23 protein-coding genes, 1 tRNA gene and 1 riboswitch are annotated in these 23772 nt (G+C 70.6%); of the genes, 14 read left to right on the plus strand and 10 right to left on the minus strand.

Translation table 11 applies throughout. From position 1 onward, the window contains the following. Positions 1-153 precede the first annotated feature (153 nt). Both AB0J90_RS15520 and AB0J90_RS15525 read left to right on the plus strand, forming a co-directional pair. Positions 154-684 (plus strand): peptidylprolyl isomerase, encoded by a 531-nt coding sequence (locus AB0J90_RS15520; protein WP_363596199.1) that lies wholly within the window; start codon positions 154-156, stop codon positions 682-684. 92 nt (positions 685-776) lie between these two features. After that, complete coding sequence (locus tag AB0J90_RS15525) at positions 777-1688, plus strand: rhomboid family intramembrane serine protease (protein WP_363596201.1); 912 nt, start codon at positions 777-779, stop codon at positions 1686-1688. A gap of 40 nt (positions 1689-1728) precedes the next feature. On the opposite strand, the gene AB0J90_RS15530 is transcribed toward AB0J90_RS15525, so the two are convergent. After that, on the minus strand, positions 1729-2187 hold the full coding sequence (locus AB0J90_RS15530; RefSeq protein WP_363596203.1) for a PH domain-containing protein: 459 nt from the start codon (positions 2185-2187) through the stop codon (positions 1729-1731). Between the two features lie 142 nt (positions 2188-2329). Between AB0J90_RS15530 and AB0J90_RS15535 the strand changes: the two genes are divergently transcribed. The 5 genes from AB0J90_RS15535 to AB0J90_RS15555 all read left to right on the plus strand — a co-directional run bounded on the left by AB0J90_RS15535 (position 2330) and on the right by AB0J90_RS15555 (position 7121). After that, the gene (locus AB0J90_RS15535) at positions 2330-3520 is read left to right on the plus strand and encodes an acetyl-CoA C-acyltransferase (protein ID WP_363596205.1); all 1191 of its coding nucleotides are present in this window, start codon (positions 2330-2332) and stop codon (positions 3518-3520) included. 130 nt (positions 3521-3650) lie between these two features. Beyond that, entirely contained in the window at positions 3651-4148 is a 498-nt protein-coding gene (locus tag AB0J90_RS15540; RefSeq protein ID WP_363596207.1) for a hypothetical protein, read from the plus strand. A gap of 82 nt (positions 4149-4230) precedes the next feature. Then, complete coding sequence (locus tag AB0J90_RS15545; RefSeq protein WP_363596209.1) at positions 4231-4926, plus strand: response regulator transcription factor; 696 nt, start codon at positions 4231-4233, stop codon at positions 4924-4926. Between the two features lie 34 nt (positions 4927-4960). Continuing rightward, positions 4961-6343, plus strand: a complete 1383-nt coding sequence (locus tag AB0J90_RS15550) for a HAMP domain-containing sensor histidine kinase (RefSeq protein ID WP_363596273.1) — start codon at positions 4961-4963, stop codon at positions 6341-6343. 142 nt (positions 6344-6485) lie between these two features. Further along, positions 6486-7121: a hypothetical protein gene (locus AB0J90_RS15555; RefSeq protein ID WP_363596211.1), complete on the plus strand. Its 636-nt coding sequence runs from the start codon at positions 6486-6488 to the stop codon at positions 7119-7121. Between the two features lie 40 nt (positions 7122-7161). Here the strand turns inward: AB0J90_RS15555 and AB0J90_RS15560 are convergent, their stop codons facing one another. Continuing rightward, the gene (locus AB0J90_RS15560) at positions 7162-9228 is read right to left on the minus strand and encodes a hypothetical protein (RefSeq protein ID WP_363596213.1); all 2067 of its coding nucleotides are present in this window, start codon (positions 9226-9228) and stop codon (positions 7162-7164) included. 120 nt (positions 9229-9348) lie between these two features. Between AB0J90_RS15560 and AB0J90_RS15565 the strand changes: the two genes are divergently transcribed. After that, a complete protein-coding gene (locus AB0J90_RS15565; RefSeq protein WP_363596215.1) occupies positions 9349-10059 on the plus strand; it encodes a glycosyltransferase family 2 protein in 711 nt (236 codons plus the stop codon). On the opposite strand, the gene AB0J90_RS15570 is transcribed toward AB0J90_RS15565, so the two are convergent. Both AB0J90_RS15570 and AB0J90_RS15575 read right to left on the minus strand, forming a co-directional pair. Continuing rightward, complete coding sequence (locus tag AB0J90_RS15570; protein WP_363596275.1) at positions 10040-10933, minus strand: transketolase; 894 nt, start codon at positions 10931-10933, stop codon at positions 10040-10042. The genes AB0J90_RS15565 and AB0J90_RS15570 overlap by 20 nt on opposite strands. Before the next feature lie 32 nt (positions 10934-10965). Next, positions 10966-11658: a transketolase gene (locus AB0J90_RS15575; RefSeq protein WP_363596217.1), complete on the minus strand. Its 693-nt coding sequence runs from the start codon at positions 11656-11658 to the stop codon at positions 10966-10968. 46 nt (positions 11659-11704) lie between these two features. On the opposite strand from AB0J90_RS15575, the gene soxR reads away from it, so the two are divergent. After that, positions 11705-12154, plus strand: coding sequence for a redox-sensitive transcriptional activator SoxR (gene soxR / locus AB0J90_RS15580; protein WP_363596219.1), 450 nt, complete (start codon positions 11705-11707; stop codon positions 12152-12154). Between the two features lie 34 nt (positions 12155-12188). Here soxR and AB0J90_RS15585 read toward each other — a convergent pair whose 3' ends face one another. After that, complete coding sequence (locus AB0J90_RS15585; protein WP_363596221.1) at positions 12189-13166, minus strand: NAD(P)H-quinone oxidoreductase; 978 nt, start codon at positions 13164-13166, stop codon at positions 12189-12191. A gap of 184 nt (positions 13167-13350) precedes the next feature. On the opposite strand from AB0J90_RS15585, the gene AB0J90_RS15590 reads away from it, so the two are divergent. Continuing rightward, positions 13351-13439, plus strand: a tRNA-Ser gene (locus tag AB0J90_RS15590). 250 nt (positions 13440-13689) lie between these two features. Continuing rightward, on the plus strand, positions 13690-14895 hold the full coding sequence (locus AB0J90_RS15595; RefSeq protein WP_363596223.1) for a serine hydrolase domain-containing protein: 1206 nt from the start codon (positions 13690-13692) through the stop codon (positions 14893-14895). 9 nt (positions 14896-14904) lie between these two features. Here AB0J90_RS15595 and AB0J90_RS15600 read toward each other — a convergent pair whose 3' ends face one another. The 3 genes from AB0J90_RS15600 to AB0J90_RS15610 all read right to left on the minus strand — a co-directional run bounded on the left by AB0J90_RS15600 (position 14905) and on the right by AB0J90_RS15610 (position 16255). Further along, positions 14905-15132 (minus strand): hypothetical protein, encoded by a 228-nt coding sequence (locus tag AB0J90_RS15600; protein ID WP_363596225.1) that lies wholly within the window; start codon positions 15130-15132, stop codon positions 14905-14907. Then, entirely contained in the window at positions 15129-15287 is a 159-nt protein-coding gene (locus AB0J90_RS15605) for a hypothetical protein (RefSeq protein ID WP_363596227.1), read from the minus strand. The genes AB0J90_RS15600 and AB0J90_RS15605 overlap by 4 nt, the downstream gene beginning before the upstream one ends. A gap of 119 nt (positions 15288-15406) precedes the next feature. After that, positions 15407-16255, minus strand: a complete 849-nt coding sequence (locus AB0J90_RS15610) for a C39 family peptidase (protein WP_363596229.1) — start codon at positions 16253-16255, stop codon at positions 15407-15409. Positions 16256-16593: 338 nt separating this feature from the next. Beyond that, a riboswitch (cyclic di-AMP (ydaO/yuaA leader) is annotated at positions 16594-16737 on the minus strand. Between the two features lie 667 nt (positions 16738-17404). On the opposite strand from AB0J90_RS15610, the gene AB0J90_RS15615 reads away from it, so the two are divergent. Next, positions 17405-17944, plus strand: a complete 540-nt coding sequence (locus AB0J90_RS15615; protein WP_363596231.1) for a YbhB/YbcL family Raf kinase inhibitor-like protein — start codon at positions 17405-17407, stop codon at positions 17942-17944. Between the two features lie 67 nt (positions 17945-18011). On the opposite strand, the gene AB0J90_RS15620 is transcribed toward AB0J90_RS15615, so the two are convergent. Continuing rightward, positions 18012-18740, minus strand: coding sequence for a class I SAM-dependent methyltransferase (locus tag AB0J90_RS15620; RefSeq protein ID WP_363596233.1), 729 nt, complete (start codon positions 18738-18740; stop codon positions 18012-18014). Between the two features lie 216 nt (positions 18741-18956). Here AB0J90_RS15620 and AB0J90_RS15625 point away from each other — a divergent pair, with 216 nt between their 5' ends. After that, a complete protein-coding gene (locus tag AB0J90_RS15625; RefSeq protein WP_363596235.1) occupies positions 18957-20789 on the plus strand; it encodes a hypothetical protein in 1833 nt (610 codons plus the stop codon). Positions 20790-20818: 29 nt separating this feature from the next. Here the strand turns inward: AB0J90_RS15625 and AB0J90_RS15630 are convergent, their stop codons facing one another. Then, complete coding sequence (locus tag AB0J90_RS15630) at positions 20819-21601, minus strand: IucA/IucC family C-terminal-domain containing protein (protein WP_363596277.1); 783 nt, start codon at positions 21599-21601, stop codon at positions 20819-20821. Between the two features lie 460 nt (positions 21602-22061). Between AB0J90_RS15630 and AB0J90_RS15635 the strand changes: the two genes are divergently transcribed. After that, positions 22062-23576: a peptide deformylase gene (locus tag AB0J90_RS15635; RefSeq protein WP_363596237.1), complete on the plus strand. Its 1515-nt coding sequence runs from the start codon at positions 22062-22064 to the stop codon at positions 23574-23576. Positions 23577-23772 lie beyond the last annotated feature (196 nt).

The raw sequence follows: 23772 nt of genomic DNA on the forward strand, positions 1-23772 counted from the left end.
CCACCTCCTCGGGTTGTTCCTCCGTCATCCTCCACCTTCGGATGCCTCCGCACGGCCGGAACGGGCACATGGGAGGATCCGCATGGAAACTGACCCGTGCCTGCCGGTCTGCGTCCCCCGGCCGGCAAGTCCACGACGATCGAGGAGTACCCCGTGGCCGAGGCCATTTACGCCACCCTGCACACCAACGCCGGTCCGATCCGGCTGGAACTTTTCCCCAACCACGCGCCCAAGACGGTGCGCAACTTCGTCGAACTCGCCGAAGGCACCAAGGAGTACACCGACCCGCGCACCGGCAAGCCGGGCAGCGGGCCGTACTACGACGGCACCATCTCGCACCGCGTGATCAGCGGCTTCATGGTCCAGATGGGTGACCCGACCGGCACCGGCCGCGGTGGCCCCGGTTACAACTTCGGTGACGAGTTCCACCCGGAGCTGCGCTTCGACCGGCCCTACCTGCTCGCGATGGCGAACGCCGGACCAGGCACCAACGGTTCGCAGTTCTTCATCACCGTGGGCCCGACCCCGCACCTGAACAACCGACACACGATCTTCGGCCAGGTGGCCGACGACGACTCGGTGAAGGTTGTCGACTCGATCGCCAACACCCCGACCGACCCGGCCGACCGGCCCCGTCAGGACGTGGTGATCGAGCGGGTGGAGATCGAGCGCATCGGCGACTGACGACCGACCGGGGTACCCTTTGCCTGCATGAGCGAGAGCACCCCGAGTGCAGCGAGGTGGCGGGCGTTGAGCAAGCGCAGTGAGGTGGCCGCGTGAGCGAGTCGCCCCCGACCACCCCGGTCTGCTATCGCCATCCGGGTCGCGAGACCTGGGTCCGGTGCACCCGGTGCGACCGGCCGATCTGCCCTGATTGCATGCGGGAAGCATCGGTCGGGCACCAGTGCCCCGAGTGCGTGGCGGAAGGTCGACGTAGCCAGCGGCCGGCGCGTACCGCCTTCGGTGGCGGTGCCGCCGGCCGTGCCGGCTACGTGACCAAGACCCTGATCGGCCTCAACGTGCTGTTGATGCTGATCTCGATCGCGTCGGCCGGTGGCGGCGACGCGGTTGCCGGTGGCGGCCTGGGCGGCCTGCTCGGTGGCGGTACCCCGCTGACCCGGTGGGGCTCGGTGCTGGGCTTCGCGTCCTACCAGCCGTTCGGCGCCCCGCACGGTGTCGCCGCGGACGAGTACTACCGCCTGTTCACGGCGATGTTCCTGCACTACGGCATCGTGCACCTGCTGCTGAACATGTGGGCGCTCTGGATGCTCGGCCGCACCCTGGAGGCGACCCTCGGGCCGCTGCGCTTCCTGGCGCTCTACCTGATCGCCGGGCTCGGCGGGAACGTGGCCGCGTACCTGTTCTCCGCGCCCAACGCGCAGACCGTGGGCGCCTCGACCGCCATCTTCGGACTTTTCGCCGCGCTGTTCATCATCATGCGCCGAATGGGTCGGGACACCTCGGCGGTGGTGCCGGTCCTCGTGGTCAACCTGGTCTTCACCTTCGCCGTGCCCGGCATCTCGATCGCCGGCCACCTCGGCGGCCTGGTGATCGGCGCCCTGATGGCGCTGGTGCTCGCCTACGCCCCGCGCATGCGCCGGTCGGTCTTCCAGGCGACCGGTGGTGCGCTGATCGTGCTCGCGCTGATCGGCCTGACCGTGCTCCGTACCTCACTGCTGCTCGGCTGACCCGCTGCTCGGCTGACCGAGGGCCCGGCTGACCGAGGGATCAGGCCGGGCCGCCGGGCGTCCTGACAGCGCTGAACTTCGCCGCCCGCAGGGCGTTCGCCACCTCGCCCGGCTCGGCGCCGAGGTCGTGGCGGCTGAAGAAGTGCAGCGAGTCGCCGGCGTCGAGTTCCAGGGTGTCCGTACGCAGTCCGAGGCGTGGCCGGTTGTCCACCACGATTCGTTCGATCTGGGTCCAGGCGAGGTGCCGCCGACCGGCGAATCCCCTGATCACGGTCACCCCGGCGGGGTCGACGGCGAGTCTCTCCGGTGCCACCAGGTCGCGTACGGCCCAGCCGAGCAGGCCGGCGGCGGCGAGTACGGTCACCCCGATCGGCACCGGGTCCCCGCCGCCGAGCAGCAGGCCGAGCCCGACCAGGACCACCGCCCCGGTGAGCTTCAGCGTGGGCACGGCGGGGCGAACCCGCCAGCGGGTCGGTGTCACGCTCTGATCGGGGTGCACCGGTCCAGGATGCCAGGATCGCGGCGCACCGAGCCAGCGTGCCGGGATCGGGGTACGCCGATCCGGGGTGCCGGTCCGACCCGGACGGGCGACGAGTCTGCGCGCGTACGATCGGGGCAGGCTAAGTTACCGGGGAGTTGTGATGAGAGACGCGGTCATCGTCGGCGCGGTACGCACCCCGGTCGGGCGACGCCGGGGCGGGCTGGCCACGGTCCATCCGGTCGACCTGTCCGCGCACGTGCTGCGGGCGTTGGCCGAGCGCACCGGACTTGATCCGGCCGACGTGGACGACGTGATCTGGGGCTGCGTCTCCCAGGTCGGCGAGCAGGCGTGGAACGTGGGGCGCAACGCCGTACTCGGTGCGGGTTGGCCGGAGTCGGTGCCCGGCACCACCCTCGACCGGCAGTGCGGTTCCAGCCAGCAGGCGTTGCACTTCGCCGCCGCCGCCGTGATCTCCGGTCAGGCCGAGATGGTGGTGGCCGGCGGGGTGGAGTCGATGACCCGGGTGCCGATGGGCAGCAGCATCCAGGTGCCCGCCTCCGGCACCGACGGGCTGCCGTACGGCGACCAGGTGCGGGCCCGCTACCGAGGGGTGGACGGCTTCGCCGCCTCCGAACCGGTGCCGTTCAACCAGGGCGTCGGTGCCGAGTTGATGGCGCAGCGCTGGCGGTTGTCGCGTACGCAGCTCGACGAGTTCGCACTGGCCAGCCACGAGAAGGCGGCCGCCGCTCAGGACGCGGGCGCGTTCGACCCGGAGATCGCCCCGGTGCCGGTCGCCGACGGCGGCAAGGTCGCCGCCGACGAGGGCATCCGCCGGGACACCACGCTGGCCCGGCTGGCCGAACTGGCCACCCCGTTCCGGCCCGACGGTGTGGTCACCGCCGGTTCCGCGTCGCAGATTTCGGACGGTGCGGCGGCGCTCGCGGTGACCAGTTCGGAGTGGGCCGGTCAGCACGGCCTGCGACCGTTGGCCCGGATCCACACCGCGGTGGTCGCCGCCGACGACCCGGTGATCATGTTGACCGGACCGATCCCGGCCACCGCGAAGGCGCTGCGCCGCGCCGGGCTGGGCATCGAGGAGATCGGGGTGTACGAGGTCAACGAGGCCTTCGCCCCGGTCCCGCTGGCCTGGCTGGCCGAGACCGAGGCCGATCCGGACCGGCTCAACCCGCGCGGCGGCGCGATCGCCCTCGGCCACCCGCTCGGCGGCTCGGGCGCCCGGATCATGACCACGATGTTGCAGCACATGCGGGACAACGGCATCCGGTACGGCCTGCAGACGATGTGCGAGGGCGGCGGCATGGCGAACGCGACCATCGTGGAGCTGCTGTAGCTGTTTGTCCGCTTATAGGTGCTTTTCGGTGCTGCCGAAGCGTGGACTTGCCATCGTGGAAGTTCTGTAATTTCACATTCATCCATGCCTACGCCACGTCAGATTCCGGTGACGTCTCGTTGAATCTCGCATGGACCTCTTCTTCCGAACGTTCCTGCCGGCTGCGGCGGAGGCGGGGTTGGCTGAGCCGATCTTGAGCCGGCACCTGCCGATTTTTCGGCAATGCGTGGCCGCCGACGACGCCACCGTGCTGGTCGCCCGCTGCATCCGACCGGATGCCCCGGTGTCCGGCGGCCACCTGCTCCTGCTCACCAGCCACCGGCTGGTGGTGACCCAACAGAGCCGCCTGCTGCACCGGCTCAGCCTGCACCTCAACAGCGACCTGCGGCACCTCAACAACATCAGTTGGGCCCCGGACCCCCGGCTGCCCGTACTGGAGTTCACCGCGACCGCGGTGGACGGCGTCCGGGAGCGCTACCTGATCAGGGCCGGCCGGCGGCAGCCGGTGGTGCATCTCGACGCCCTGCTCAACCACGCGTTCCTCGGGGCCGGCGTACCCGAACCACCGGTGGCGCCGAGCCCGAAAGAGGCCCGTCGGCCGAAGTTCAGCCCAGCCGTCGCGATCTGAGCCGACCCGCCGTACCGGATCCGTACAGAACTCGAACAAAGCCGCCATGTCCGGCCGGCCCGGAGTCGGCCATCATGGTCGGGTGACGGACGACGTACCCGCTCGCGGGCTCGTCCTGGTAGTCGAGGACGAGCCCGCCATCGCCGACCTGGTCCGGTTATACCTGGTCCGGGACGGGTTCGGTGTGCACGTCGAACGGGACGGCACGGCCGGACTCGCCGCCGCCCGACGGCTGCGCCCGGTCGCCTGCGTACTCGACATCTCGCTGCCCGGACTGGCCGGCACTGAGGTCTGTCGCCGGTTGCGCGAGACCGGCGACTGGACACCGATCATCTTCCTCACCGCCCGCGACGACGAGACGGACCGGATCGTCGGGCTGGAACTCGGTGCCGACGACTACGTGACCAAGCCGTTCAGCCCACGGGAACTGGTCGCCCGGGTCCGGGCCGTACTGCGCCGGGCGGCAGGCCCGCCGGACCGGACCGAACGCCCGCGCGCGGCCGGGCCGGTCACCCTCGACCCCGCTCGGCGTACGGTTGCCGTCGCGGGCGCCGCGGTGCAGCTCACCTCGACCGAGTTCGACCTGCTCGCGCACCTGATGGCCCGGCCCGGCCGGGTCTTCACCCGGGACGAGCTGCTGGCCGCCGTCTGGGGTTACGCCGCACATGCCGGCACCCGCACCGTGGACGTGCACGTCGCGCAGGTACGCGCCAAGCTCGGCACCGGTGCCGACGTGATCCGGACCCACCGGGGAGTCGGGTACGCCTGTGCCGACTGACCGGCAGGGCTGGCCGCCGCCCCCGTCCGCCGAGTTGCCGACCGCCCTGCCACCGCCGCGTTGGTGGCGGGTCGGCCGTACCCTTTCCGCCCGCGCGGTGCTGGTCAGTTGCGCGGTGGCGCTGGTGTCGGTGCTGGTGACCGCCTTGGTGGCCGGACCGCTGGCGGTGAGTGCCGCACAGCGCCAGGCCCGGGAGGCGCTCGCCGCGCAGGCCCGGTTGGCCGCCGAGACCCTCCGTCCCCGCCTCGACCGTGGCCGTGCCGCCGACGAGGAACGGATCATCCGGCAGCTACGCAACCAGGACATCGACGCGTACCTGATCCGGGCCGGGGTGGCCGACCGGGCGGGCCTGCCGGCGCGGGTGGTCGACCAGGTCGGCGCCGGTCGAAACTTCTCCGGCCGACGTACGGTCGCGGGTGTTCCGTCGCTGGTGGAGGGGCGTGCGTTGCCCGGCGGGAACGGGGTGGTGCTCGCCCGCCGGGTCTCCACCGGGCTCTTCTGGACGGTGCTCGGCAGCCTCTGGTTACCGCTGCTCGCCGGACTCGCCGCGGGCGTCGTCGCCGGTGTGCTGCTCGCCCGCCGGTTGGCCCGGCCGATCCGCAACGCGGCCGTTGCCGCCGGACGGCTGCGCTCCGGTGACCGGACCGTACGGCTGCCGGTCGAGCCACCGCAGGAGGCGGCCGACCTGGCGTACGCGTTCAACCAGCTCGCCGCCGCGCTGGCCGGCAGCGAGGGTCGGCAGCGCGAGTTCCTGCTTTCGGTCTCGCACGAGTTGCGTACGCCGCTGACCGCGATCCGCGGTTACGCCGAGGCGATCGCCGACGGGGTGGTGGGCCCGGAGGGGGCGCAGCGGGCCGGACAGACCATGCTCGCCGAGGCCGAACACCTCGATCGGCTGGTCAGCGATCTGCTGGCGCTGGCCCGGCTGGAGGCGGTCGACTTTCCGCTCGAACCGATCCCGGTCGACCTCGCCCGGCTAGTCGCCGACGCCGCCGAGACGTGGGGGGCCCGGTGTGCCGGAGTGGGCGTACAACTCCGGACCGAGGTGCCGGACCGGCCGGTGCCGGCGTACACCGATCCGGGACGGATCCGGCAGGTCGTCGACGGGCTGCTGGAGAACGCGCTGCGGGTGGTGCCGCCGGGCGCACCGGTGGTGCTCGCCGTGGCGGTCGCCCCGGACGGCGGCGGGGTGATCGAGGTACGCGACGGCGGGCCCGGTTTCACCGACGACGACCTGGCGGTGGTTTTCGAGCGGGGTGCGCTGCACCAGCGCTACCGAGGCGTACGCAAGGTGGGCAGCGGGCTCGGACTGGCGCTCGCCGCCGGCCTGGTGCGCCGGCTCGGCGGTCGGATCGACGCCGGGCACGCGCCCGAGGGTGGCGCCCGGTTCACCGTCTGGCTGCCGCCGGCCCGCTGACCCGTCGGCTTCCGACGGGTCCTGCTCACGGCTTTACCTGATCCGTACCTTGGGCTGACCCGGCGCTGCCCGAGGGGCGGGAACCTTCCCACAGCGGACGGACCTCAGCCGAGGACCGTGAACCGGAGTGAGGGGAAGACCGATGACACGACGTTTGCGGGTCACCGCCGTGACCGCCCTGCTGGGCTCGATCGGTGTGATCGGCCTGGCCGGTTGCGGTGCGGCCGGTCAACCGGTGCCGGACGCCGCCGGGGCGGTGGCGGTCGAGGTGGCCTCGGCGATGGGCGCGGACGGGCAGGCGCTCGCCGCGATGGGCTTCGACGTCGAGGACATCGCCGCCGAAGCGACCGCCTCCCCGGACGCCGCCGCTTCCCCGGAGGCTGCTGCTTCCGCAGTCGAGGCGAAACCTTCGTCCAGCGTGCCGACCGGGGCGCGGCAGGGCGAGCGGGCGGCCGACCCGCGTCAGCGGGCCCGGGCACGGGTGCTGCTGCGCAGGAACACCCTGCACGGTGAGGTCGTGGTACAGGGCAAGGACGGTACGAAGACGGTCGCCGTACAGCGGGGCACGGTCACCGCGATCGACGGCACCTCGATGACCGTCAAGTCGACCGACGGCTTCACCCTGACCTGGACCTTCGGGCCGGACCTGCGGGTGGTGCAGCGTCGGGCGACCGTGCAGCCGTCCGAGGTGAAGGTCGGTACGCAGCTCGGTGTCTCCGGCGCGAAGGACGGCGACAACGGCGTCGCCCGCCTCGTCGTCATCCCGCGCCTCAAGTAGGCGTCACGGGCCTCGAGCAGGCGTCACGGGCCTTCGGGACTCAGCGGGGAGCGGGCGGGAGGGCCACGCCGACGTAGCCGCGGAACTCGACCCGCCAACCCTGCGGTACGAGCCGGGTGCAGTCGGCGCGGTTCCCGGTGCAGACGATGGCGTCCACACTGGACGGACTGGCCGGTGGCCGTTCGGGCAGCACCGACTGCAGGGCCACGATCTCGCGGGCGGAGCCGCCGTCCCCGTCGCGCAGGAGCAGCCACCACGGGTACTCCCAGTTGTCGTTCTGCTGCACCAGGCCGACCCGGTGCGCGTCGCTCGCGCGTACCCGGTCGGCGGCCCACCGGAACTCGTCGGCCCACTGTGGACGCCGCAGGAACCTGGTGTCCCAGTCCGAGGTGGTGAACACCGAGCCGCTGCCGACCAGCCGGCGCGGGAAGCCGTACGACACCGCGAGCACGCCGGCCAGCGCCGAGCCGGCGAGCAGGGCCACCGCCAGGACGACGGCGACCGAACGCCGGGCCGGCCGGTCGGTGGCCGCGCTTTCCCGGGTACGCGTACGGAACAGCGCGTCCAGCCAGAGCCCGGCCAGCGGCAGCGCCATCACCAGCGCGTACAGCAGCAGCCGGTTCCCCCACGGCTGCCACTTGATCATCGCGGTGTGCAGCAGCAGGGTCACCGCCACCGTCACCGCGTACGCCCGCAGCGCACCGGGGGCCGCCGCGCTGATCCGGCGCGGGCGGACCAGCGCGAAGACGCACCCGGTCAGCGCCAGTGCGCCGGCGATGGGAAAGGCAACCCGGTCCTCGTCCGGGTACCACGCCTGCACCGGGAAGGTGGTCTGGCCGAACGTGGTCGCCCGGTCCTGCGGGTCCACCCCGATCAGCCGTGCCCCGCCCTCGATCGCCTCTGCCGGTGCGTCGCCGACCACGCCGGCCGGGGTGTCGGTCAGCGCACTCAGCGGCGTGTCCAGGGCGGTCTGCCCGATCCGCAGGGCGTTGACCAGGATCGAGCCGGGGTCGTGCCGCTGCATCGGGATCGACTCGCGCAGCCGGGGCGGGCCGAGCGGGTTGCCGAACTCGGCCGTGACCCGGAGCAGGAACGGTCCGGTGACCACGGCCGCCACCAGCAGGATCACCACCGAGGCAAGCCCGGTACGCCATACCGCCCGGCCCCTACCGGAAGGACCGCCGGTCCAGCCGAGCCGGAGTTGGGCCAGCGCCCACAGGACGAGCAGCGGACCGGCGCCGAGCAGCCCGCTCGTCTTGGTGACCGCGATCAGGCCGGTGGCCGTACCGAGGGCGAGCGCCGTACCGGCGGTGACGCGTCGGGTCAGCCCGTCCAGCACCAGCGTCGCCAGGCAGGCCACCCAGGCGGCGGTGACCAGGTCGGTCTGGGTGCTGGTGGCCTGGAGTACGACCATCGGGGTGGTACCGACCAGGAACGCGGTGATCAGTTGGGCCCGTCGGCCGCCGCCGAGCTGGGCGGCGATCCGGGCGGCCAACAGCAGGCAGCCCACCCCGGCGGCCCACTGGACCAGGTTGTACAGCCCGTCGCCGCCGGTGAACAGGCGCAGGTGCAGCAGCAGGTACTCGGCGCCGGGCGGGATGGTGACCTGCCGGTGGATGGCGGTCGGCCAGAACTCCAGCGATCCCTGGGCCACCCAGTGCTCGATCTTCGGCAGGTGGTACGTCTGCGAGTCGAAGTTGTTCGGCTCGGCCAGCACCGCGACGACGAGATCGACCAGGAGCAGGCCGGCGACCGTACCGGCGAGCAGCCGCTCACCCCGGCTCGCCGTACGCCAGCCGGAGCGGAACCGGTCGCGGACCGCCGCCCATCGGCGCGGCCCCTCGCGGCGACGGCGCAGTCCGGCCAGGGCGACCGCCGCGGCCAGGAAGATCAGCCAGGCGAGCGTGATCGCGGGAAGTGTGAGCGCGTCGAGCGCACCGAGCAGCTCGACGGTGAGTACGGCATAGGCGCCGGTGGACAGCGCGGCCCGCACCGCGGCCAGCCGGTACGGCGCGACGGTGGCACCCGTGGCCGGGCGCACTGCGTACAGCAGGGACAGGTACCCGAGTACGGGCACCACCACGAGCACGGACGCTGCAGCCGGCATGGCGGGAAGTAAACACCACATGGCCTGCGGTCCGGGAACCGACGCACAGCACCGGACTTTGCCAATCAGCGAGACCAGCTAGGCTAAGGCCGATTCGTCGTCCGCACCGTGGAGACTCCTGTGAAGCTATCGATCCTCATGCCGGTTTACAACGAGGAAGAACGCATCGCGGATGCCCTGAAACAGGCACTTGCGGTCGACTACCCGTGCGAGATCGAGCTGCTGATCGTCGACGACGGCAGCCGTGACGGCACCGCCGAAATCCTCGGTCGTGCGGACGACGCCCGGCTCCGGGTGATCACCCACCCGCGTAACGCCGGCAAGGGCGCCGCGATCAAGACCGCGGTCGCGCATGCCGACGGCGAGTACATGGTGATGCTCGACGCCGATCTCGAATACGACCCGCAGGACATTCCGAAGCTGCTCGACCCGGTGCTCGACGGGCGGGCCACGGTTGTATATGGAAATCGGACATTCGGCAGCCACAGCGCATATAGCTTCTGGTACGTGATGGGTAACAAGGCCGTCACCACCGCTGCCAATGTTCTCTTCAACTCGTACATCGGCGACCTGGAAACCTGTTTCAAGCTGCTGCCGGTGGCGCTCTACCGCTCACTCGACGTGAAGTCGCGCGGCTTCGGCATGGAGGCCGAGGTCACCGGCAAGCTGCTCCGTCGCAAGATCCGCCCGTACGAGGTGCCGATCAGCTACCGCGCCCGGGGCCGCGAAGAGGGCAAGAAGATCACCTGGAAGGACGGCGTCGAGGCGGTCTGGATCCTCGGTCGCGAACGCGCCCGACGCCGCAACGCCCCTACCCCAGGAAACCGCTGATCGAGGCGCGCAGGCCCGTCGGATCCAGCCCGTGCCACCGGGCATGGTCGGCTGGGCTGCCGTAACGTCGCAGGTCGGTGCGGCCCACGCCCAGGGCCAGCAACCGATGGCTCACGTCGACCAGCACCTGCCCGACCAACGCGCTCGACGTACCGGCCAGGTATGGCTCGACCAGGACGATTTTCGCCGTACCCCGGGTGCCGGTCAGCGCCCGCAGCCCCGCCGCGTCGAACGGGCGGGGCGTGTTCGTGTAGGCCACCGTGACGTCCAGGCCGGCAACCGCCCGCATCGTCGGATCGAGCATCGGCCCGACCGCCACCACCACCGCCCCCTGTGCGCTTCCGCGTTGCAGCACCCGCAGCCGACCACCATCGTGCTCGTACGCGTGGTCGTTCGCCTGGGTGGACAGCCGCAGGTAAACCGGATCGTCGTGCCCGACCGCGGCACGCAGCAGCGGCGGCACCTCGTCCGGATGACCGGGTACGTGCACGGTCCAGTCGCCGAGCGTGTCGACCAGTGCCACGTCGCCCGGTGACATGTGCGTGCGGCCCATGCTCGAACCGTCGTACGACGCTCCGACGCTGACCACCACCGCACTCACGCCCTGATGGTCCAGATCCAGCTTGAGCTGCTCGTACGCCCGGTCCACCGCGAAAGTCGCGTACGAGTGCACGATCGGGCGCAGCCCGGTCAGCGCGAGCCCACCGGCGACGCCGATCATCAACTGTTCGCGGATGCCGACGTTGAGCACCCGGTCGGGATGCGCTCGGGCGGCCGGGGCGAACGCCGAGGCGGAGATGTCGGCGAGCACCACGGCGGTACGCGGCCGTTCGGCGAGCAACGTGGTCGCCGTGTCGACGAAGGTCTCCCGCATGGTGCACGGAACTCCGGTGCCGGACATGTTCGTCAGCCTTCCTTCGTTTCGACCCGGGCCACCACGACGTGCGGCCGGTTTGCTTGGTGGCCGCGCAGGGCGGCCTCGATCGCGTCCCGGTCCCGCCCGTTGACGTCCGTGGCGGTCCATCCGTTGACGGTGAACCGGCTGGCGATCCCGCCCGACCAACCATGGCTCGCGGACTGGTTGTCGATCACGATCACGGTGAGGTTCGACAGCCCGATCGCACCCGCGTACGCGATCGCCTCGTGGTTGGCGCCCTCGTCCAGTTCGGCGTCACCGAGCAGGACGTACACCCGGGGTTGGGTGAGGCCCTGGGCCCGCAGCCCGAGCGCGCTGCCCACACCGAGTCCGAGGCCGTGGCCGAGCGAGCCGCTGCCGATCTCCACTCCCGGCACCAGCAGCCGGTCCGGGTGGTGGCCGAGCCGGCTCTCCGGCCCGGCCAGATCGTCCAGCCATGTCTCGGGGATGAAACCCTTCGCGGCGAGTACGGCGTAGTAGGCGGCCGGCCCGTGTCCCTTGGAGAGCAGGAAGCGGTCCCGATCGGGTGCGTCCGGCCGGTCGGGGTCGACCCGCAGGATGCGGTCGTAGAGCACCCAGATCACGTCCAGGGTCGAGAACGCGCTCGGCCCGTGTTTCTCGTCGCCGGTGAGCCGGCGCAGCAGCGGGCCGAGCCCGGTGCTGGTTGTCGATGCCGTTGTCATGCGGTTAGCCTGCGAGTTGAAGTTAACTTCAAGTCAAGGGGTGGCCGTGCAGGAGGGATTGACCATCGGCGATCTGGCCCTCCGGTCCGGTGTGGCCCCCTCGGCGCTGCGCTACTACGAGCGGCTCGGCCTGATCCGGGCCGGGCGCACGGGCGGAAACCAGCGCCGGTACGAGCGCAGCGAACTGCGCCGGGTGGCTTTCATCCGGATCTCGCAGCAGGTTGGCATCTCGCTAGACGAGATCCGTACCGCGCTCGACTCGCTGCCCAACTCGCGTACGCCGACCACCGCGGACTGGACCCGACTCTCCGCCGCCTGGCAGAGCCGGCTCGACGAGCGGATCCGGATGCTCACCAAACTGCGCGACGACCTGAACGGTTGCATCGGCTGCGGCTGCCTGTCTTTGCAGCGCTGCACCCTCTACAACCCCGGCGACGAGTTGGCCGCCGAGGGTCCCGGCGCCCGCCTGATGCTCCCCCGTTCCGCCCGGACGTAGCGCCGGCCCGGAGCACGCGGAGAACCCGACGCGATCACTCCACCGTCAGCAGTACCTTGCCGAGGTGGTTGCTGTCCTCCAGGATCCGGTGCGCCTGCGCCGCCTCGGTGATCGGCAGCCGCCGGTCCACCACGGGGTGGATCGCACCCGACTCCAGCAGCGGCCAGACCTCCTCGCGCACTCCCCGTACGATGGCGGCCTTCTGCGCCGCGGGCCGGGACCGGAGGATGGTTCCGTGGATCGTGCCGTACTTCGACATCAGCATGCTCACGTCCAGTTCGCCCTTGCGCCCACCCTGTAGTCCGATCACCACGATCCGGCCGTGGTCGGCGAGCGCCTGCACGTTGCGGGTCAGGTAGGACCCGCCCATGATGTCCAGGACCACGTCGGCGCCGCGCCCGTCGGTGGCGGCCCGCGTCTCCTCGGGGAAGTCCTGACTGGTGTAGTCGATGACGTGGCTCGCGCCCAATCTGCGCAACTGTTCGTGTTTGCTGGTCCGGGCGGTGACGATCACGTTGGCGCCCAGCGCGGTGCCGAACTGGATGGCGAAGGTGCCGATGCCGCTGCCGCCGCCGTGCACGAGCAACGTCTCGCCCGCGCCGAGCCGGGCCACCTGCACCACGTTCGACCAGACCGTGCAGGCCACCTCGGGTAGGCCGGCGGCGTCGACCAGGTCGACGTTCGCCGGCACCGGCAGCACCTGCCCGGCGGGCACCACCACCCGTTGCGCGTAGCCGCCGCCGGTGAGCAGGGCACAGACCTCCTGGCCCAGCTGCCACCCGGTCACGTCGGAGGCGATCGCGCTGATCACGCCGGAGCATTCCAACCCCGGGTACGGCGAAGCGCCCTTCGGCGGCGCGTACTTCCCCTGCCGTTGCAGTACGTCGGCGCGGTTGACGGCGGTCGCCCGTACGTCGATCATCACCTCGCCCGGACCGAGTTCGGGATCGGGCACGTCGGCCCAGACCAGCGCCTCGGGTCCGCCCGGCTCCGGAACAGTGATCGCCTTCATGTGTCCAGTCTGGCGAAACCTGCCGTCCTGTCCAGTCCTGTCGCACGATGACCGGTCCTGTCCGGCGCTCGTCCGCCTCGATCGACGGTGACGCATCCTTGTGGACCATGGCATCCGGGGAGGTCCGGTTCATGGCAGACTAGGCGACGGCAACGGACCGGCCGGGTACGGCTTCCGGGGCCAAGGAGGGTTCGCCTAGTGGCCGATGGCGCTGGTCTTGAAAACCGGTAAGGGCAGCGATGTTCTTCGTGGGTTCGAATCCCACACCCTCCGCCTCTGAACAGCGGGAACGCCCGCTCTGAGCGCGCGCAACAGCGCGACTCGCAAATTCAGGCTCCAGCCCGCTCCACCGGATCACCCCACCTGCCGCCGAGGCCATGAACTCGCCGCTGGGGCGCTCGATGCGATGTGTGTCGGGACCTCGACTGTCGGTGTCGCGGGCCAAGATGGGACCCGAGAGATGTCGATCCGCCGAACGCTGCTTCGACCAGTTGGTGGACCCGTACGCATCGGAGGTTGTGAGATGACAGGCGAACTCGATCGGGCCGGGCTGGCCCGGCTGCACGACGCCATGGCCGGGCGGGTCGACAAAGGCGAGCTGCCGGGCCTGGTCACCCTGGTGGCCAAGGGCGACGACGTGCAGGTCGACGCCATCGGGTGCACCGCCTTCGGCGGCGACGTGCCGATGCGGCGGGACACCCTGTTCCGGATCGCGTCGATGACCAAGCCGGTCATCGCGACGGCGACGATGATGCTGGTCGAGGACGGCCGGCTGAGCCTGGACGAGCCGGTCGACCGGCTGTTGCCGGAGTTGGCCGACCGCCGGGTGCTCAAGCAGGTCGACGGGCCGCTCGACGAAACCGTACCGGCCCACCGGCCGATCCTGGTGGAGGACCTGCTGACCTTCCGCCTCGGATTCGGCACGATCACCGAACCGAGCTTCGACCCGCCGTTCCCGATCAACAAGGCGGTCCACGAGCTGCAACTCGTACTCGGCGCGCCGGATCCGCGTACGCCACACGAGCCGGACGAGTGGATCAAGCGCTTCGGCTCGCTGCCGCTGATGTACCAGCCCGGCGAGCGCTGGCAGTACAACGTCGGCACGCTGGTGCTGGGTGTCCTGGTCGCGCGGGCCGCCGGCCAGCCGCTCGGCGACTTCTTCCGGGCCCGGATCTTCGAGCCACTGGGCATGACCGAGACCGGTTTCTGGCTGCCCGCCGACTACACCAGGCGGCTGCCCAGCCACTACATGACGGACTTCCAGAGCGGGAAGATGGAACTGCGTACGGTTTCCACCCCGAGCGAGTGGTCCAGCCCCCCGGCCTTCCCCTCCGGCTCCAGCGGGCTGCTGTCCACCGCCGACGACTTCCTGGCCTTCGCCCGGCTGCTGCTGGCGAAGGGGGTGCACCGGGGCGAGCGGTTGCTGTCGGAGGCGTCGGTCGACCTTATGACCACCAACCACCTGACCCCGGAGCAGATCTCCACCGGTGGGATGCTGCTCGGCGGCCGGGGGTGGGGGCTGGGCATGTCCGTAGCGGTCGAGCCGGACGAGATCTCGCCCGTACCGGGCCGCTACGGCTGGGACGGCGGGTACGGCACCACCTGGTTCAACGACCCCCAGCACGACCTGGTGGCCGTGGCCCTGACCCAGACCAGCGACTTCATGTGGAACGGCGGGCTGGACGAGTTCGCCAAGCTCGCCATCGAGGCAGCAGGGTCCGCGCGTTGAACCCGGGTCCTAGCTGATCGACTTCAGGGTTGGCGGCGCCGGGTTGCCGATCGGATACTCCGGGTCGCGGCCGGCACGTACCTCCATCGCCCAGCTCAACTGGGCGCAGCCGTCCGGGGTGCAGCAGGCGCAGGTGCCCGGGGCGTAGGACGTACCCCGGTCCTCGTGCTGGGCGATGGTCATCGCCGCCGCCTCCCAGATCCCGGCGCGGGTCAACGGTTCGTCGACGCGGCTCACGGGGCGAACACCTGACCGGCCATGGCCACCACCTGTGCCTTTCGTTCTGGGGACCGGCGCGCGGCGGCCGGCTCGGAGTAGCGACCGGGGGCACGGTCGGCCACCCGGACCTCGCGGTCGCCGGTGTCCGCCCGATAGGCGAGGTCCATGGTCACGACAGGGACAACGCACGCGTACGTGGTTGGTTGTGGCAACGCGGCCACCGTCCCACTGGTACGGACAGTCCCGGGCGCCGACCGGTTGGGTCGGCACCCGGGACCGGGGGGAGGGCGGGTCAGGCTGAGTAGCCCCGGGTGGCCATCCAGTTGGCCAGGTCGATGGTGGTCATCCAGTAGGAGCTGACCCCGTTGACGAACGCCGGGTCCGCGATCTGCACGGTCCGTCCGCTGTCGCGGTAACCGACCACGGTGAGGTAGTGACCTCCGTCGTACGAGTGCCAGCCGCCGTCGGTGTCGGTCGCCGAGCCGGCGATGTTCGCGACGACCGCGTACCCGCTGCTGACCGCGTGTACGACGTCCGCCTGGAGTTGGTCCATCTGGGCCGGGGACGGGGACCCCTGGATGAACGTGCTCGAGTAGAAGTTGGTCTTGGCCAGGTTGTTCAGCCCGCGGGTGACGTCGTCGGCGGAGTTGGTTCCGTTGAACGTGGTGCCCAGGGCCGCGGCGACGTCGTCCTGGCTCGGCTGGCGGTCGCGGGCGGTCAGGGCGATCCTGGCGGCCGCCGGCCCGCAGTACCAGCCGTTGATCTGCGCCTCGTAGTCGTAGTCGAGCACCTTCGACGCGGGGGGAGCCTTCTTGACCGCCTTGGTCGGTGTCGCCACGGCCTTGGCGGCGGTGGGCGGGGCCGACGACGGGGCCGCCGGTGCGGGTGCCGAGGTCGAGGCACTCGGGGTCGGGGTGGCCGGGCTGGGGGTGACCAGGCTGGGGGCGATCTCGGCGCCGGCCTGGCCGCCCATCTTCTCCGCGACCGCGACGGTCGAGGCGTTGGCCGGCGTCGCCGACCCGTTGCCCTGGGTGAGCAGGATGCCGGTGGTGAGACCCACGGCGAGAACGGCGGCGGAGACGACGCCGGCCCGGTACGGGCTGGCGGTCACGACGCGTCGGAGTTGCTGACGATGCTTCATAAAAATCCTCCGCAGATGTGCCGATCTGCGATCGGGGGCACATGAATCGGGATGGCGATATGTCGCTGCCGGGGGCCGGTTTGCGTGACCTGGGGTACGCGTCATCGGCGGGGCGGATTCACCGCCAGCCGTCGGGTCCGGATCGGGGCGCGCGGAACCGTCACCGCGATGCGGTGAAATGCGCTACCGGATGAACGTCGTCACGCAAATTGCCGGGAGTGGCCTAGTGCGCTACCTTCGCGGGCTGCACCGCGATGCGGGCGAGCCGGGGCAGGTGGCGAGACGGGCCGGGGGGATCGAGGGATGGGCCACGGCAGGTACGGCGCTGCACGAGCATGTTCTCCTTCCGATACCGCCTACCGGGTTAGCTGACGGATTCGGGCGGGAAGCACGCCCTACCACGAACCAACGGTTCGCGGATTCACCCCAGAACTACTGTGGGTCCCCGGCTCGTAACAGTTACGACTCAGCGGGCCTGTTCCGGTGTCACCCGCGGTGACTAAGGGCCGGACCAGACGGGCTGACGTTACTGGGCCGCTTCTGCTCCTGCCAACCCCTCTTGGCCTGCTTAAACCGTGACCCGTGCCGCTTCTTCCGCGCCATCCGGCCCGTGCTGCATGATCACACAGAGTGGTTGTCGCCGTAGTGACCAGTTTGAGTGTGGCGGATGTGCCCGCTCATGTCGGAGATGATGACGGCGCCGGATTTGTCGGCGCGGTGCCGCTCTCCGCGCAATGTCCGGATCAGAGAAATGTCCATTGGGCCGAGGCGGGCTGGGCCCCTTGTCGCCGGCATCGGGCCCGGCGTCCCACCACCCCGGTCGACCGGACCCGGGCGCATCGTGCGACGTCCGAGTTCGTACGGACGGAAGGCGTGCAGGCCATGATGATTGATCGGACCGCCGCAGAGCGCGAGCGAATCGCGCCCGGAATGCGAGGCAGAGGTTGTGAGTGGCTACTGGTCACCGAACAGGAATAGGCGGATGGCCATCCGTACGAGCGGTGGACAGAGTATTTTGGGAATGGAAAACGCCGATGTTGTCGGGAACACCGGGACATCCGTCACCCACTGTTCCGCCTACCGGCGGCACTAAGGCGGGTCAGACAGGGTACAAAGACACTGAGTCTCCCTCTTTGGAAGGACATCCTGATGAACCTTGAGCGACCGATCGCGCCGGATCCGTACGACCTGTTGCCGCCGGTGCCGGCGTTCACCCTGACCAGCGACGACGTACGCGACGGCGAGCCGCTGGGCGTCGAGTTCGTCCACTCCAGCCTGGGCGGCGGCGACCTGTCGCCGCACCTCGCCTGGTCCGGTTTCCCGGACGGGACGCGCAGCTTCGTGGTCACCTGCTACGACCCGGACGCCCCCACCCCCAGCGGATTCTGGCACTGGCTGCTGGTCAACATCCCGGTGTCGGTCACCCAGTTGCCGCGTGGCGCGGGCAAGGCCGGGTCCGTCGAGGGTGGTGCGTTCGCGGTCCGCAACGACTACGGCACCCAGGAGTACGGCGGTGCGGCGCCGCCGGCCGGCGACCACGTCCACCGGTACCTCTTCGCCGTACACGCGGTCGATGTGGAACAGCTCGACCTCACACCGGACGCCAGCCCGGCGGTCGTCGGCTTCAACCTGACCTTCCACACCCTGGCACGGGCGGTAATCCGGCCGACGTACCAGGTCAAGGGCTGAACTTGCCGGAGTAAGTGGACGGCCGACACCGGGGACGGGTTGAACGGTGTCGGTCGTCGCTCTCCGGTCAGGCCTCCGACGCGCCGGGTACCCGGGCGACGGCGAAGACCGACTGTCCGAACGGCGGTCGCACGAGCTGCTCCGCCGCCTTGGTCACCGGCAGCACCAGGCTGTCGTAGACCTTCACCATCGGGCCTTCCTTGGGCATCAGCCGGAACACGTTCGTCGCCATGTAGTAGCCGATGAGGCCGAGGGCGTTCGCGTAGTGCAGCCGCTCCACGGTCAGCCCCGCATCGAGCAGCGCGGCCCGCATCGTCTTCTTGGTGTAGCGCCGTACGTGTCCGGTGGCGATGTCCGCCGGACCCATAGCGAACTCGAACGCCGGCACGATCAGTACGATCGCACCGCCGGGACGCACCAGGTCCCGCATGCTCCGCAGCGCCCCGACGTGGTCCTCGATGTGTTCGAGCACGTTGTACGAGACCGCCGCGCTGTAGTCGCCGTGCTCCTGCTCCGGCTGCGGCAGCAGCATCTGCCGTACCTCGACGTTGGACTCGGCGGCGAGGCGCTCCTTCAGTGCCACCAGCCGGTCGGGATCGGCCTCGGTGGCCGTGAACCTGGGGAAGTGCGGCGCCCACTCGAGCACGTAGTCGCCGAGGCCACTGCCGATCTCGATCGGGTTGTCCCCCAGGTACGGCAGCGCCAGCTCCACAAACCATCGGCGGTGGTTCACCGCGGTCGCGAGACCCTCGAGTACCTCGGACTGAACTCGCTGATCCCCAGTGATTTCTGCCATGCGTCGATTCCTCGCGATCTGAAACTCGACCTGCACCCTGGACCGACAGAGTGAACCATCTACGACGACCGTAGGGAAATTGAGGCATCGGCGTGGCACGAACGGATTGTTCGGTTGATCCGTCCCGTCCGGCTTCCGGACGTACGGGTACAGAGCGCGCCGATGCCCGTGATCGAGCCTGGCTCTCGGTTATCCTCCGATACTCTCCGAACAGATATGACTACCTCTCGTCCGGATACCGCCGATCGACCGAAGGAGCCCGCACCGGAACCGCCCCCGGCAACCGTGAACCCGCGCCGTTCCCGGCGCGGTCCGCTGCCGGACATCGCCGCGGTGCTGAGCTACTTCGGACTGGCCGTCTGGATCACCTCCGGGCTCTGGTTGCAGCCGGGTTCCGGGGTCCGTTCGAACGAGGCGGACCAGGCGTTCTTCGAGTGGATGATGGCGCACGGGGCCCGGGTGCCGACCCGGGGCGACTACCCGTTCCTGTCGTACCGGATGAACGTGCCCGACGGCGTGAACATCATGGCGAACACCTCCGTACTCGGCGTCTCGCTGCCGCTGACCCCGGTGACGCTGCTGTGGGGACCACGGGCCGCTTTCACCGTCTTCCTCACCGGAGCACTGGCGGCGACCGGGATCTGCTGGTACCTGGTGCTCTCCCGGCACCTGGTGCACAGCCGTGCGGCCGGCTGGGTCGGCGCCCTGTTCTGCGCGTACGCGCCGGCAATGGTGTCGCACGCCAACGGGCACCCGAACATCGTCGGCCAGTTTCTCGTACCGCTGATCGTCTGGCGGGTGCTGCGGCTGCGCGAGCCGGGCCGGTGGCCGCGCAACGGGGTGCTGCTCGGTCTGCTGATCGTCTGGCAGGGCTTCGTCAATTTGGAGATCCTGCTGATGACGGCGGTCGGGCTCGGGATCGTGCTGGCCGTCCTGGTCGCCCGGCGCCCCGAGCTGCGGCGCGACGCGCGAACGTTCCTGGCCGGGCTCGGCGTCGCCGCCGGGGTGGCGGTGCTGCTGCTCGGCTACCCGATCTACGTGCAGCTCTTCGGGCCGCAGGCGTACTCCGGCCTGCCCAGGTCGATCCGGGCGTACGGCGCCGACCTCGCCTCCTTCGTGACCTTCCCGGGGCAGTCGCTCGCCGGTGACCCGGCCACCGCCGGACCACTGGCCCAGAACCCCAGCGAGCAGAACGCGTTCCTCGGCTGGCCGCTGGTCGTACTCGTGGTGGCCCTGGTCTGGTGGCTGCGGCGCCGCGCGGAGGTGCTCGGGCTGGCCGCCGCGGGCCTGATCTTCGCGGTGATGTCGTTCGGCCCGCGGATCCGGCTGCACGGCCGGGACACCGGCGTGCCGGGGCCCTGGGCGGTGCTGGAGGACGTTGCGCTGCTCGACTCGGCGGTGCCGACCAGGTGGGCGCTGGCGCTCGCCCCGATCATCGGGGTGCTGCTCGCGCTCGGCTGCGCGCGAGTCGTCGACCTGGCCCGCCGACATCACGCGGCGGCCGGGCCGATCCGGTTCGCTGCCGTCACCATCCTGCTGATGGCGCTGCTACCGCTGATCCCACTACCGATCCCGGTGGAGCGGCTCCCGCCGACGCCGGCCTTCGTCACCGACGGCACCTGGCGGCAGTACGTCACCGGCGGCCGGAGCGTGGTCGCGCTGCCGCTGCCCGCGTCCACCTATCCCGACCCACTGCGCTGGTCCGCGCAGACCGGCCTGGAGTTGCCGCTCGCGCGGGGCTACTTCCTGGGGCCGGACACCCGCCCGGGACGGCCGGAGGGTCGGGTGGCGCTCTTCTCCGCGCCCCCGACACCCACCAGCCGGTACTTCGACGCGATCCGGCGTACGGGGGTGTTGCCGCGGGTCGACGCGCGGCGGCGTACGGACGCGCTCCGGGATCTGCGCGCCTGGCGGGCCGGGGTGGTCGTGCTCGCCCCACAGGAACGAGCTGACGCGCTGCGCGCCGGCATGACCGCGCTGACCGGCATCGAGCCGAAGCCCATCGGCGGGGTCTGGGTCTGGGACGTCCGTCCCCTGCTGTACGCCTGAACCGGCGGCCCCGGTGTCGTTCCGCGTGCTCAGTTCGAGCGGATGCAGCAGCCCTTGCAGATCCGCGGCTGCGGCAGGGTGAAGGCAAGGCAGCACGTCTTGCGCTGCACGGTCGGCTCACCGGCCGGACCGGGCACCAACTCGATCAGGTCTTCGAGGTCGAGCGCGCCGAGCAGCGTCGCCACGTTCTCCTCGGACGCGCCGGGCAGGCCGTCCGCGGCCCGCAGGATGCCGTACGCGACCCCGGAGGCGACCGAGCCGAGCAGCGTACGGGCACCCACCCGGACCTGGGTGTGTATCGCGTCGAGCAGCGGGGTCAGATGTTCGTCGAGCAGCGAATCGCGCAGCGCGCGCAGGAGTTGTGTCTCGTCGGTGAGCACCCGCACCTCGGGCAGCCCGCTGAGCGCGAGCGGGTCGGAGGCGAGCACCGCGACCGTGGTCGAGCGGCGCAGCCCCAGGGTCAGCGCCGCGCGCTCGGCGTCGACCTGCACCAGTACGTCCGACGCCCGCAGCAGCGGGACCCGGCGGGCTGCCGCCCAGCCGACGACGACGGGCAGCGCCAGCCAGTAGGTGTAGGACTTCCAGAACAGCGCGGCGGCGGCGTGCGGGGTGGACCGCCAGGAGCGCTGCGCGGCGGCCAGCAGCTCGGGCAGGTGGTTGCCGTTGATCAGCTCGGTGGCGGGCAGCCAGCCCCGCTCGTCGTCGACGAAAAGTCCGGGAACGAGCCCGGGCAGGTCGTCGGTGCCGAACATCTGACGCAGCGTCGCGTTCACCGGTGCGAGCGGGGCGGTCGCGTACGCCCGACCGTCGATGACGGCGGTCACAGTGCGTCACCGAGTCGCTGCGCGGAGGTCTCTGGCGGTCCGTCGGCGCGGCGCCGCGGGGTGGGGAGGATGCCCAGGTCAGCGTGGCGCAGTGGCCGTGTTCGCCATGGTGTCACCGCTGTCACGCCACCCGCCCTTCGATCACCGTTCCGGACGCCACGTTAGCACTAAGGGAAGCCTAACCACATCTTGCGGTGTGCCGGAGGCTTTCGTCACCATCGGCTACAGCGATCCGACGGCGGTCCTGGCGGGCGGGTACCCGAACGGGTGACATGTAACCGGGAGTGACCGATTGGAGGGCGCGACAAGGGCCCTGAACAGGGCGTCGAGCCGCGATAGGATCGATGATGATGGAAGAATTGTCAAGCCAAATGTCGTTAACGCGGCAGTTCTGCCCCGTTGGGTAAGTCGGCCACCAGACTGGGATTCCCGGCCCCTTAGGAACCCGATGACCACCTCGCCCATCGAGCGGGCTGCCGACTCGTTCGCGGCCGAACTCTCCAAACGGCGGGTCGAGCGGGGCATGACCAAGAAGCAGCTCGCCGCCCGCATGGGGTTCGACCCCTCATATGTCAGCCACGTAGAGGGCCGCCGCCACCGGCCCACCGAGGATTTCGCCCGCCGGGCCGAGGCCGTACTCGCCGCGTCCGGCGCGATCTGGCAACGCTTCCAGGAGTACGACGAACTCCGGCACGCCCGGTCGAACATGACCGCGCACCGGGACCCACCCGTACCCGAACAGTGGCTGCCCCCGGGCACCGGGCTCATCGTCGAGCAGGAGTCCGCCACCCTCACGCACCAGGACAAGGCGTACCGGTGCGTCATCCGGCGCGCGCTCTACAACGCCGGCACCGAACCCGTCACCCGCTACCTGGTCCGGGTCGCCGTCGACCGGTACCCCAGCGACCCCGGGCGCTCCAACCGGCACCACCGGGAGCACCCGCTTACCTTCGCCGAACTCGACCTGCAGGCGTTCTGCGGCGACGAGGCAAGTCCCGAGCCGATGGACTGGCGCAAGAAGCACGACCGGGACGCCTTCAAAGAGGTGTGGCTGCTCTTCGAGAACGCCAACGGACGCTTCCCGCTCTACCCCGGCGAGCGGGTCACCATCGAGTACGCGTACACCGTCGGCGAGGAGAAGTGGGGTCCGTGGTTCCAGCGGGCCGTACGACTGCCCACCCGGCACCTCTCCGTCCGGCTCAACCTTCCGCTGGACCTCGACCCGCAGGTGTGGGGGGTGGAGACCACCCTCTCGGCCGAAGAAGGGCCCCTGCGTACGCCACTGCTCCGGCACGACGTCGACGGCCGGGCGGTCTTCGACTGGTCGACCGAGGAACCACCGCTCAACGCCCGCTACCGCCTCGAATGGCGTTACCGGGCCCAGCCCACCGTCGGCGCCGAGCCCGAACCACGGGCCAGCGACCGGATGCGGGCGGCCGGCATCGTGCAGCGCGGCGCGGCCCTGCTGCGCCAACCGGCCCGGCTGTTCGAACTGCCCCAGGACGAGGCCACCGCCCGGGACGTCGTCTTCCAACTACGCGCGGCACTGCACCGGCTGGACGAACTGCACCCGTTCAGCAAGGGAGTCGGGCTCGCCGCACCACAGCTCGGCATCCCCTGGGCCGCGGCCGTGGTACGCCCACCCGACCGGGACGCCGAACCCGTCGTCCTGCTCAACCCGCGTGTCGTCGACAGCGCCCGGGACACCGACGAGCAGTACGAGGGCTGCCTCTCCTTCTTCGACCAGCGCGGCCTGGTGGCCCGCCCACTCCGGCTCGACGTCGAACACGCCAGATGGGACGGCGGGCGGGCGATCACGTCCTTCGAATTCGCCATGGCGCGACTCGTCGCGCACGAGATCGACCACCTCGAAGGCAAGCTCTACATCGACCGCATGGATCCCAACATCCCCCTCGTCCCCGTCGAGGAATACCGCGAAACCGGCAGCCCCTGGCGCTACTGACCGCCCGCACCGAGTTGCTGCAGATGTAGAGAAAGAGTGGCTATATCCGGGGGGATAGCCACTCTTTCTCCGTATCAGGGCCCGCTCGGGGCGGGCGTGGGTGGGGTGAAGGGGGGCCGGCCCAGCTCCTAGGCAAGCATCCCGACCGCCTACTCGACGAACTGACCCCACCGCGCGAGTCCGCCGACGGCGAGGC

The sequence above is a fragment of the Micromonospora sp. NPDC049523 genome, from assembly GCF_040676775.1.
In the GTDB taxonomy this organism is placed as follows: domain Bacteria; phylum Actinomycetota; class Actinomycetes; order Mycobacteriales; family Micromonosporaceae; genus Micromonospora_G.